We start from the raw sequence: 11807 nt of genomic DNA, 5'->3' as shown, positions 1-11807 counted from the left end.
TAGGCTCAGTGCCAGAAAACGGCCCGCCTGCGCAATCGTTCAAGCGGCAAGTCGGCCTAAGTTCCTGTTTTACCGTTTCGATTGCGACGATCACTCCGATCTGGACCAGACAGGATCGAAAATTACCGCTCTCCGGCGCGAATCCGGCTTAAACCTGCCCTGCGCGACACGTTAAATGTCGCATGACCACCAAAGCGACACAATCGAACGAGCCGGTAGGACGGTTCCTGGGTTGGCTGGGGCTTCGCCAATCGCGCGGCGCCCCCCCCGAAGACGGGCATGCGCCGCCCGACGAAGGCGGGACGCGCAACCTTGCACGGCAGGCGCGATACGAACTCGCCGCCTCGATCACCTCCTTCCTCGTCGACAATGACCTCGAAGTCTCGCCCGCCAATCTGCTGCTCGCGCATGGCGCCTTCTCGGGCCGCAATCCCCGGCTCGCGCGGCAGATCGTCGCGCAGGCGCAATCGGCGGCCGGCATCAGTCAGAATTGGCTCGACGGGCTCGGCGAACAGGATAGCGGCCAGCCCGATCGCGCCGACCTCGACCGCCTGATGACCCGGCTCGAAACCAATCTCGAATCCTTCCACGCGAACACCAAAGAAGCCCGCACCGTCACCAGCGACTACGGCAGCGAACTCGAACAGCATGTCATCGACCTCGAGCAATTGCAGAAAACCGGGCGTATCGTCTCGAACCTCGCCGACCTCGCCAAGGTCATGCTCGACCGCACGCGCAAGGCCGAGGACGACATGCGCAAGAGCGAGGACGAGGCGAAGGCGCTTCGCCGCAGCCTCGAGCGCGCCAAACGCGACGCCGAGGTCGACTATCTGACCGGCCTGCCCAACCGCCGCGCGTTCGAAGTGCTGCTCGACCGGCATCATAAGGAAGCGCGCGCGGCGTGCGAACCGCTCAGCGTCGCCTTTTGCGACATCGACGAATTCAAGAAGGTCAACGACATCCACGGCCATGACGCGGGCGACCGCGTCATCAAGGCGATTGCCGACACGCTGGCGCGGATTTCGAACGATCATTGCCATGTCGCGCGCCACGGCGGCGAAGAGTTCGTCATGCTGTTCCGCGGCCTGACCCCGACGCAGGCGGCCGAAAAGCTCGACGACGCGCGCGAGGCGTTGGCCGACCGGCGATTGATCAATCGCAAGACCGACGAACCCTTTGGCCAGATCACCTTTTCGGGCGGGGTGGCGGACGTCTTTGGCTATGGCGACACGCGCGCCGCGCTCAAGGCGGCCGACGCCGCACTCTACAAGGCCAAGGCCGGCGGACGAAACCGGATCGAAATCGCCGATCCGGCCTGAATTACGTAGATTCCCGCGAGGGGGCGGGGGGCCGCGGGCGATTGCGCACCAGAGTGCGATCGCCCGCGGTTTTATTCGTCACACGGCGGGTAGCGCCGACGCGATTGCAAGCTTGCCACTACTCGACCGTTATGCCGTCGCGGGACGCGCCGCCCACAGCCCGAAACTCGCGATGATCGCATAGCAGATCAGCGGCACCGCCAGCGCCAGCCGGATGTCGCCGCTCAGATCGGCCACCGTTCCGAACAGGAACGGGACGATCGCCCCGCCGATGATCGCGGTGCACATGATGCCCGACCCCTGCGGCGTCCGTTCGCCGAGCCCCTCGGTTGCGAGGCTGAAGATCGTCGGGAACATCAGCGAATTGCAGAAGCCGACCAGGATCAGCGCCCAACCCGACAGCGCGCCCGTCGTTACCGCCGACAGGATGATCAGCGAAATCGCGCCCGCTGCAAAGGTCGCGAGCACGCGTCCGGGCTTGGCCAGTCGCAGGATGAAGCCGCCTAGTAACCGGCCGACCAGTGCGCCCAGCCAGTACATCGCAACCAGCTTGCCTGCCGCCTGGAGCCCCAGCCCCATCACGCTCGGTTCGGCAAGATAGGCCATCAGGTTCGAACCGATCGCCACTTCGGCGCCGACATAGACGAAGATGCACAGCGCGCCGAACTGGACGCGGCGGTTGTGGGTCAGCAGGCCCCAGGTGCCCGCGAGCTTTACATCGTCGGCTTTGGCGTGATCGATCGCCGACCGATACATCCAGAACACCGCCGCGATCACCAGCATCAGCACCCCGAGCCACATATAGGCGGTGCCGATCGACGCGCCCTCGGCGACGCGATATGCCTGAATTTGCGCCTCGCTCGCGGTCTCGGCGTCGATCGGCTGCGCATCGCCGAGCAGGAAGGCCGCGCCGCCATAGACCATCAGGAACACGCCGATCGAATTGAACGCCTGTGCAAAGGTCAGCCGGCTGTGCGAGGTTTCGACCGGTCCCAGCGTGGTGATCACCGGATTCATGGCGACCTGCAGAACCGTGATCCCCGCACCGATGCAAAAGAGCGCGGCGAGGAATCCGGGGTAGGATGCCGCAGCCGACGCCGGGATGAAGAGGAAAGCGGCGGCCGCCACGATGATGAAACCGAGCACGAAAGTGCGGATATAACCGAGCTTCGACATGATGATCCCGGCAGGGATCGAAAAGGCACCATAGGCGATGAAGAACGCCATCTGCACCAGGTTCGCCTGCGCATGCGTCAGGTGAAACATCGGCTTGAACTTGCCAACCAGCAGGTCGTTGATGTTGGTCACCCCGCCCAGCAGGAAAAACACCGCAAAGGCGAGGATCAGTATCACTCGCGTACTGTGACCGCCCTTGCCTGGCTGTTCGACCGCGTTCGTCGCGACGTTCGGCGCTAATGCCATTATCTCTCTCCCCTTGCCTTGTCTCAGGCTAACCCGGATACCGGTCTTGTCATTTTACCGCCGGCGGGCAAGGCAGATTCTCCCCGACCGCCTCGACATTCGTATTCAGCAGCGTCGCGGCGAAGCCCTTGTCGCTCTGGATCGAGACGGCATAGTCGACCTGCCGCAGATTGGCGCCCGCATCGGCGAAACAGCGGAGCGGCACCTTGATGGTCGACACCTGACCCTTTGGCGCCGCCTTGACCGCAGCCGAGATGTCGAACGCCTTGCCGCCGAGCGCGAGAGTGACCGGGGCGCTGTCGATCGCATCGACCCGCCAGTCGATGCGGAGCGCGAAGCTGTTGTTGAGCTGGCGCGACAGGTCGGCATAGGGGCCGCTGAGGTGCAGCGCGGCAGGCCCCGTCCAGACGAACGACTTGCCATCCTCCTGCGCGCGAACGTCGACCGAGCGCGCGGCGATCAGGCCACCGGGGCTCGATACCGGGGCGGACTCGACCGGACGCGCACCACCCGCGTCGGTGATCGTCAGCACCCACGGCGCGCGCGCGCGGCCGCCCGAGAAGAAATTCTCGACGTTCAGCGCCGCGGTGATGTCGACGCCCAATTCTTCCGACAGCTGCGGCACGGTGGTCGTCGCACCATATTTCAGACCATAGCCGACAGCGAACTGCGGCTTTTCGACGGGTGATCGCGCGTCGGCGGGCCAGGCGAAAGGCAGCGTGCCGGTGAAGGCGCGCGGGGTCTTGCCGTCCTTGCCCGCGACGAGCACATCGGCGACGCCAGCCCCTTGCGAGCCCGGCAGCCAGCCCGCGACGAACGCATCGGCGGCGTTGATTTCGGGATTGGTGAACATCGGCCGCCCCGACAGGAACAGCGCGACCACGGGAATACCCGCGGCTTTCAGCTTCTTGAGCGTCGCGAGATCGGTCGCCTCCGAAGGCTGATAGTCGAGCGTCGCGACGTCGCCCTGGAATTCGGCATAGGGCGCCTCGCCGAACACGACGATCGCGACGTCGGGCTTCTCCTTGAAGGCACCGCCATCGGACAGCGTCGCGACGCCGCCCGCATCGCGCACAGATTTGTTCAGCGCCTCCCATATCGTCTGGCCGTTCGGGAAGTCGGACCGCACGACATCGGTCCCCTGCCAGCTGATCGTCCAGCCGCCCGACTGGATCGCCATGCTGTCGGCCGCGGGACCGGTGACGAGCACGCGCGCGCCGGACTTGATCGGCAGCACACCGTCGTTGTTTTTCAGCAGAACCAGCGACTTGGCGACCGCTTCGCGCGCAACCGCCAGATGCTCCGGCGTGCCGACTGGCTTCACCGCGCTGCGGTCGACATGGCCTTCGGGGAACAGCCCGAGCTTGTATTTGACACGCAAGATACGCCGCACCGCATCGTCGAGCCGCGCCGCCGGGATCGTGCCATCCTTCGCATGCTTCAGCGTGCTGTCGTAAAGCCCCTTCCAGCTATCGGGCGCCATGAACATGTCGAGCCCGGCGTTGATCGACTGCGCGCAATCGGTCACGCTGCATCCCGCAACCTGCCCTTGCCCGTTCCAGTCGCCGACGACGAAGCCCGCAAAGCCCATCTTGTCCTTGAGCGCGTCGGTCAGCAGCCCCTTGTTGCCGTGGTGCTTGATCCCCTGCCAGCTCGAGAAGCTGGCCATCACGGTCAGCGCCCCGGCGTCGATCGCGGCGGGATAGCCCTGCGCGTGCTTGGCGATCAGTTCCTTTTCATCGACCTTGGCATCGCCCTGGTCCTTGCCCTCGAACGTGCCGCCATCGGCGAGGAAATGCTTCGCGGTCGCAGCGACATGCTGCGCGTCGACCGTCTTGCCAGCGACCAGCGGCCCCTGCAGCCCTAGCACCATCGCCTTGGCATATTCGGCGATCAGCCTGGTATCGGAGGTATAGCCTTCATAGCTCCGCCCCCAGCGCAGATCCTGCGGCACCGCCAGCGTCGGCGCAAAGGTCCACTCGATCCCGCTTCCCGCGATTTCGGCGGCGGTGACCGCGCCGATACGCTGGATCAGTTCGGGATCGCGCGCGGCGCCGAGCCCGATATTGTGCGGGAACAGCGTCGCGCCGGGTATATTGTTATGGCCATGGACAGCATCGACGCCGAAGATGATCGGGATCGCCACGCCGTTCGCCTGCGGGCGCAGGGAAACCGCGCGGAAATCGCCGACCAGCTTCGCCCAGTCACCTGCGGTCGAGCGTTCATTGCCGTTCGGGCCGCTGTTACCCCCCGCGAGGATCGAGCCGAGCGGATAGGTTTCGAGATCCTTGGGCGTGATCGTGCTGATGTCGGCCTGGACCAGCTGGCCGACCTTTTGCTCGATCGTCATTTTCCTGATCAGCGCATCGATCCGCGCTTCGGTTTTGGGGTCGGAGATCGCGGCGGGGCTTTTAGCAGCCGGCCATAGTTCGGAATGGACCGCCGCGGCGTCCGCCCCGGTCGTTTCGGATGCCGCCATAGCGGTTCCTGCCAAAAGCAGCGCGGTCGCCATGACCATTGCCTGTCGGCGCATCGTCTCTCCCATCCCTCTAATGTGAACGTTATCAAAATTCCATGTCGCATAGTGACCGGACGAAATCAAGGGCCCTGTTTTCGGCTTGGATCAGCGCAGACGCGGCATCGTCGCGAGTAGCAACACCGCGATCGCAGAGAGCGCCGCGAGCAGCAGGAAAAGCGCATCGAAACCGAAACCCGGGACGAGCGAGATCGTCAGCCACGGCATGATCAGCGACGGCACGGTATTGGTCAGGTTGAAGATGCCAAGGTCGCGCCCGCGCCGGTCCGACCGCGGCAGGATACGCAGCGTCTGGCTGGAATGGAGCGACAGGAACACCGTCGAGGCGATGCCGAAGACGAGATAGCTCGCCTTCGCCGCGTCGAGCCCGGTCGCCAGCGCCATGCCGACCATTCCGAGGCTCGACACCGCCGCCGCGGCGACAAGCGGCACGAAGGGCCGGTTGGTGCGGTCGGCCCAGCGGCCGCTTGCCAATGCGATCGGAATCGCGATCGTCAGCGCCATGCCGAACAATCGCGCCTTTTCATTGTCGTGCATGCCGGGATCGATCGAGCGGAACCAGAAATAGAGATAGGCGAACAGCGCCGCCTCGGCGATCTGGACGAGCAGGCGCGCAAGCCACATCCGCACCGCCGGGCCGGTCGGCCGCCGTGGCCGCTCGCCAATCGCGCGCGCAGGCGGCGGCGCGGTGAGATCCGGGAACGCGCGCGGACGGCCGAGCAGCAGCACCGGCAGGACGGCGCTGGCCACCAGCAGCGCAATGACCACGAGCCGCTGCTCCGCCGACACCAGCCCCGGCCAGGTGACGAGCCATCCTGACCAGCCGCCGAGCGCGGGCGAAAAGGCGAGCAGCCCGCCGAGCAGCCCCTTTTGCTCGTCGGGAACGCAGTCGCCCGCCCATGCCGCGAGCGGCCCGAGCATCATGTTGAGTGTGAGCTGCCAGGCGACGATGATCGCAACCAGCGACCAGATATTGTGCGCCAGCGGAACGACCAGCAGCAAGGCGATCGTCAGGATCAGCCCCGTCAATATCCAGCCGCGCCGGTTGTGCGTCAGATCGCTGAGCCAGCCGAAACCGATACCGCCGGCGCTCGCCGCGATCGCACCGAAAAAGGTGACATATCCCAGCGTCTGCACATCGGCGGCCCCGGCCAGCTGGGTCATGCGCCCGGGCAGCCAGATGGTCAGGAAGGGAACATAGGCTATCGCCCCTCCCGCCGACGCGAGCGCATAAAGCAGAAGGAAAGGGAGAGACTGGCGGCGCGGAACGTCAGCGTCAGCCATGGACGGCGACAGGCGGCGCTGCGGTCGATCCGCGCTGGACGAGGCCCCCCTGCACGCGCGTCGGTTCAGTTGGACGCGGCGCCCCGCGCTGCGCCGCGATGATCAGTTCGACCGCGCGCGACGCGGTTTCGGCCACCGGCTGGTCGACCGCGGTCAGCGCCGGCTGGGTGAAGCGGACGACCGGGGTGTTGTCGAAACTGACGATCGACAATTGTCCAGGCACATCGATACCCAGGTCGCGCGCGACCTCCAGCGTCGCGAGCGCCATCTGGTCGCTGCTCGCGATGATCGCCGTGGGCGGATTGGCGCCGCCCAGCAAGTGCCGCGCCGCGGCGGCGCCCGACGCATAAGTGAAATCGCCCTCGGCAAGCAGCCCGTCGGTGGCAAAGCCGGCCACCGCCATTTCGCCTTCCCAGCCATCGACGCGCCAGCGGCTGAGGCTATATTCGGGCGAGCCCGGAATGAAGCCGATGCGCCGGTGGCCAAGGTCGATCAGGTGCCGCGTCGCGCGCCGTGCCGACCCTTCGTCGTCCATCGTGAGCGCAATGCCCGCCGCGCCGCCGCGCGATCCGATGCGCGCGAACGGAATCTTCTGCTGGTCGAGCAGGCCGACGATCAGCGGATTGTCCGAATGCGGCGGGGTCAGGATCACCCCGTCGGGCTGCAGCGCCGCGATCGCCGCGCGCAGTTCGCGTTCGACATGATCATTATGCGTGTCGACGAGCTCGAAGATCATGCGGTAGCCATATTCGGCGCATTTCAGCATCCCGCCGAGCAGCATCTGGTCGACCCAGTCGACCCCCTGCCGCCCGCGCCAGTCGGCGATCGTGCGCTCGCGGTCGTTGATCGCGAGGATCAGATACGACCGCGACCCGCTCATCCGCTGCGCCGCGATCGAGGGGACGTAGCCGAGCTTGTCGATCGACGCCTGGACGCGCTCCTTCATCTCGGGGCGGACGTTGGGCTCGTTGTTGATGACGCGGCTCACCGTCTGCAGCGACACGCCCGCGTCGGCCGCAACATGCTTGATCGTAACCGACTGCCGCCGACGCCCCATTACCGTTCTTGATCCCCCGTACTGCCGCATGCGCTAACGCCATCGTCCCCGCATTGCCATACGCGAACCCAATCTATTTCCATAATTTTCGGGTAGCCGCTTTCATCCACTCCCTTTAACCCCCGGTCTTCAGCAAGCCCGCCGCCGACCGCAAGGTTCAGGATCAGGTGAAAGGGACGGTCGAACGGCGCCGCGGGATCGGTCGACCCGCTCGTCGACCACTCGCTCGCGACACGCGTTGCATAGGGCTTGCCGTCGACCGTCCAGACGATCTTGCCCTTTTGCCAGACGATGCCGAAGACGTGGAAACCATCGAGCGGCGCCGGGAGCGCAGTCTCGTCGCCCTTATGCTTGTTGTCGGGCCACTGACCGCCGAAATGCAGCGTGCCGAGAATGCGGTTCTCGATACCGCCCGCACAGGTTTCGCAGCGCACGCCGAGGTTCACCGCCTCCAATATGTCGATCTCGCCCGAAGCGGCCCAGGTGCCATAGCGGCTGTCTTCGGGCAGCATCCAGATCGCGGGCCATGTCCCCTGCCCCTGCGGCAGCCGCGCGCGCACTTCGATCTTGCCATAGGTCCACGCCGCCCTGCCGCGCGTGACGAGGCGGGCCGATGAGAATTCGCGGCTTGCCTGCGCCTCCGCCTTGCCCGCTTCGCCGCGCTGCGCGAGCGGGAAGGCCGGCCCGGTCGCTTTCTCCTTGCGCGCCGTGATGACCAGCTTGCCGCCCTCGGTCGCCGCATTGCGGCGCCTGTCGGTGTAGCATTGCCGCTCGTTGTTGCCACCGCCCCAGCAATCGACGTCGAAGTCCCATTTGCCGCGGTCGATCGCGGGGCCGTCGAACTCATCCGACCATATGAGCCGCCAGCCGCCATCGGCAGGCTCGTGCGCCGCCGCGCCACCGCCGAACGCGCCCGCCAGCATCAGGATCGCCGCAATACGGATCATGCGGGCTGCGGCACGTCCGCCCCGCAATAACGCGCGACATAGGCATGATGCTCGGGCAGCGTCGCGACCGTCTGGGCAATATTGTCGCGGATCGACTGGAACAGCCGTTCGACCTCATCGTCGCGCAGCTTTTCGGCGATCGGGTGGTAGCTTTGCGGCTCGATCCCCTGCCCCATCATCACCTGCACCCAGCTATTCTCGGCAAACAATTCCTCATATTTGCGGAACACGCGCCCGGTTTCGCGGAACAGTTCGATCTTTTGCTGCAGCGAGTCCGGGACCGGCATGTTGGCGACGTGGCGCCAGAACGGGCTGTCGCGGCGGTTCGTCGCCTTGTAGTGCAGCACCACAAAGTCGCGGATCTGCTCGATGTCGACGCGCTGCTGGTCGTTGAATTCGGCGGCGTCGCGCTCGCTGACGCGCCCGTTCGGCATCATGCGGATGAAACGCAGCACCGCGCGCTGGATCAGGTGGACCGTCGTCGCCTCGAGCGGTTCGACAAAACCGCCCGCGAGCCCGACGGCGACGCAGTTGCGGAACCATTGTTTCCGCCGCACGCCGCCCTTGAACTTGATGTCGAAGGGTTCGATCAGCGGCTCGCCGACGCTGCTCATCAGGCGGTCATAAGCTTCGTCGCGCGACAGATAGCCGCTCGAATAAACGATGCCGGCGCCCATGCGATGTTGCAGCGGGATGCGCCATTGCCAGCCGGCGTCGTGCGCGATCGCCTGTGTGTAGGGTTGCGGCGGCCCTAGGTGCTTCGACTGCACCGCGATCGCGCTGTCGTTCGGCAGCCAGTGGCTCCAGTCCTCGAACCCTGCATGCAACGCGCCGTCGATCAGCAGCCCGCGAAAGCCAGTACAGTCGACGAACATGTCGCCCTCGATCCTCCGGTCGCCGTCGAGATGCAGCGCCGTGATGTCACCGCTTTCGCTGTCGAGTTCGACGCGCGCGATCTTGCCCTCGACGCGCTTGCAGCCATCGGCCTCGGCCAGCTTGCGCAGGAAGCGTCCGTAAAGCGTCGCATCGACATGATAGGCATAGTTCATCCGCTCTTCGGGCAGATGCGCGAACTTGCCCTCCATTCCGGCAACAAGTTCGAGGCAATAATCGCTGTACGGCTGTTCGTGCCCGCGTTCGCGCGCGTTGAGCCAGAAATGCTGGAACCCCGCCGACCAATGATCCTTTCCCGACAGGCCGAAGCTGTGGAAATAGCTGTCGCCGTCGTGCTTCCAATTGTCGAACAATATGCCGAGTTTGAAGGTCGCCTGCGTCGCGCGCATGAATTCGGGCTCGGGAATGCCGAGGATGCGGTTGAAATTGACGAGCGGCGGGATGGTCGACTCGCCGACGCCGATCGTCCCGATCTGTTCGGATTCGACGAGCGTCAGGTCGACGGTCTTTCCCATCGTGCGTGCAATCGCCGCCGCCATCATCCAGCCGGCGGTGCCGCCCCCCGCGATAACGACGCGCTGGACAGGTTTCTTGTCGCTCATTTACTCAAAGCCCTCAGCAAGAAGGCACGCAGTCGGCCCGCCGTCTCGGATGTGAGCGGGGCGAGGATGCTGCGCGCGGTTTCGGGAATATGGTCAGTGACGCGGTCGTCGAAGACATAATGGTCGAATTGCTCGCGCCAGATCGCCTTGTCCTCGGGCGGCAGGTCGCGGATCGCGAGGATTGCATGGTTCAGTGCCGCCTGCGGCTGGCCGAGCCAGGCCGGGGTGCGGCGCCACCAGTAATTGACCAATATGTTGAAATCCGAGAGCCCTTCGACATGGTGCCACCACATCGACGGGATGAAGATCGCGTCACCGGGTTCCAGCTCGGCCGTCTGCGCCTCGGCCATCGCATCGACGAAGCGCGGATGGGCGGAAAGGTCGGGCGCGTCGAAATCGACCATGCTGACCACGCGGCCCGCCGGCGTGTTGTCGATCGGCCCCAGATAGAGGTTGCGGAACTGGTGCGGCGGGAACAGCGTGAAGCGGCGGCGGCCTACGGCGCAGCAGGCGAGATTATCGGGAAAATCATTATGCGCGGCGATCTTGGTCCGCGTGCCGATCCAGATGCTCTTGAGCGGATCGCGCGTGCCAAGATCGACCGAATTCGCTTCGTCCAGCCCGTCGAAATGCGACGGAATATCGATCGACGCGAGATAGACGGTGCGGCTTTCACCCCGTTCCTCGGCCGTATCGATGCCGCCGAAGATGTCGGCGAGCTTGCCCGTCCCGATGCGGAAATTCATTTCCATCCCGGCGTCGTAGAACAGCCGGCCATCGTGTCCAGGCGCGCCGATCGACACCTTGAACGGACGGTCGCGCGTGCGATCGAGCAGGTAGCGCCGCGCATCGCGCGCCGACCTTTTGCCCGCCTCGACCAGCGGCCAGTCGGCGACGAACCCGCGAAGGACAAAGGGCTCGCGCGCGCCTTCCAGCAACGCGTCGAGCCCTGCCCCCTTATCCCATTCGCGCTCGGGCACCGGCGCGAGGCGATCGTATATGGCGCGGTCGCGCTCAGTCACCGGCCAGCCTGCGGTTCTTGCGCGCGACGAGCACCGACAGTTGCGACAACGAGGCGAGCGCCATGAACATCGGCATCAGGTGCCCCGCTGCGTGGAGCGCGCCGAGCGCCTCGCCATCGAGCGCGCGCAGTTTGGCTTCGTCGATGATGTGGAATCCGACCAGCGAATGAATCGATCCGTCATCGAGCGTGACTTCGAGACTGAAAGGTTCGAGCAGGTCATAGGCAAGCAGCGCGTCATAGAAAGCCGCGCTCTCGCGATAACCCTCGTCGAGATCGCCGAGCCGCTCGGCGATCTCGTCAAGATAGGGCGTCGCCATGCCGTCGGCATCGAACAGCCGGATACCCTCGCCGGTCGCGGCGATGCGCGGGTGGTCCATATCGATGTGAATTTGCCCCGGACCGTCACCACCCGCTGGCCGCCCGATCAGAAACGGCTGGATCGCGGCCGACAGCGGGCGATAGCGCGCATCCCAGCGGTCACCGTCGAGGAACAGATTCTCGCCATTCTCGAAACCGAACATCGCCAGCGCGGTAAACGCCTCGCGCCCGGTTTCGCGGCGGAAGAGGATCGGGAAATGCGCCTGCACGCGCCGGAATTCGCTCGGCACCGTCAGCGTCGCCATGATGTCGTCGCCCCGCTCAGCCCCCGCGTCGGTCATTATGCGCAGGTCGCGGTGGGTCTTGTTGTCGAGGACGGCGTGACGGGTCATCAAATTCCTTTC

9 protein-coding genes are annotated in these 11807 nt (G+C 65.3%); 1 reads left to right on the top strand and 8 read right to left on the bottom strand.

Annotated features, from left to right (window positions below):
* Positions 1-182 precede the first annotated feature (182 nt).
* Positions 183-1319 (top strand): GGDEF domain-containing protein, encoded by a 1137-nt coding sequence (locus ACREBX_RS19070; protein ID WP_431563308.1) that lies wholly within the window; start codon positions 183-185, stop codon positions 1317-1319.
* A gap of 129 nt (positions 1320-1448) precedes the next feature.
* On the opposite strand, the gene ACREBX_RS19065 is transcribed toward ACREBX_RS19070, so the two are convergent.
* From ACREBX_RS19065 to ACREBX_RS19030, 8 genes are all read right to left on the bottom strand, one after another.
* Entirely contained in the window at positions 1449-2741 is a 1293-nt protein-coding gene (locus ACREBX_RS19065) for a sugar MFS transporter (RefSeq protein ID WP_431563307.1), read from the bottom strand.
* Between the two features lie 49 nt (positions 2742-2790).
* Complete coding sequence (locus ACREBX_RS19060) at positions 2791-5274, bottom strand: glycoside hydrolase family 3 N-terminal domain-containing protein (RefSeq protein ID WP_431563306.1); 2484 nt, start codon at positions 5272-5274, stop codon at positions 2791-2793.
* A 90-nt stretch (positions 5275-5364) separates the two neighbouring features.
* On the bottom strand, positions 5365-6561 hold the full coding sequence (locus tag ACREBX_RS19055) for an MFS transporter (protein WP_431563305.1): 1197 nt from the start codon (positions 6559-6561) through the stop codon (positions 5365-5367).
* The gene (locus tag ACREBX_RS19050; RefSeq protein ID WP_431563304.1) at positions 6554-7618 is read right to left on the bottom strand and encodes a LacI family DNA-binding transcriptional regulator; all 1065 of its coding nucleotides are present in this window, start codon (positions 7616-7618) and stop codon (positions 6554-6556) included. Before ACREBX_RS19050 ends, ACREBX_RS19055 begins: the two co-directional genes overlap by 8 nt.
* A complete protein-coding gene (locus ACREBX_RS19045; protein WP_431563303.1) occupies positions 7618-8565 on the bottom strand; it encodes a glycoside hydrolase family 16 protein in 948 nt (315 codons plus the stop codon). Before ACREBX_RS19045 ends, ACREBX_RS19050 begins: the two co-directional genes overlap by 1 nt.
* Positions 8562-10061 carry a tryptophan halogenase family protein gene (locus ACREBX_RS19040; RefSeq protein WP_431563302.1) on the bottom strand — a complete coding sequence of 500 codons (1500 nt, stop codon included), beginning with the start codon at positions 10059-10061 and terminating at the stop codon, positions 8562-8564. The genes ACREBX_RS19045 and ACREBX_RS19040 overlap by 4 nt, the downstream gene beginning before the upstream one ends.
* Positions 10058-11083 (bottom strand): cupin-like domain-containing protein, encoded by a 1026-nt coding sequence (locus tag ACREBX_RS19035; protein ID WP_431563301.1) that lies wholly within the window; start codon positions 11081-11083, stop codon positions 10058-10060. The genes ACREBX_RS19040 and ACREBX_RS19035 overlap by 4 nt, the downstream gene beginning before the upstream one ends.
* Positions 11076-11795 carry a SapC family protein gene (locus ACREBX_RS19030; protein ID WP_431563300.1) on the bottom strand — a complete coding sequence of 240 codons (720 nt, stop codon included), beginning with the start codon at positions 11793-11795 and terminating at the stop codon, positions 11076-11078. Before ACREBX_RS19030 ends, ACREBX_RS19035 begins: the two co-directional genes overlap by 8 nt.
* Positions 11796-11807: the final 12 nt, after the last annotated feature.

The sequence above is a fragment of the Sphingopyxis sp. genome, assembly GCF_050725655.1.
GTDB lineage: Bacteria > Pseudomonadota > Alphaproteobacteria > Sphingomonadales > Sphingomonadaceae > Sphingopyxis.
This window is presented reverse-complemented; position numbering and strand designations above follow the sequence as displayed.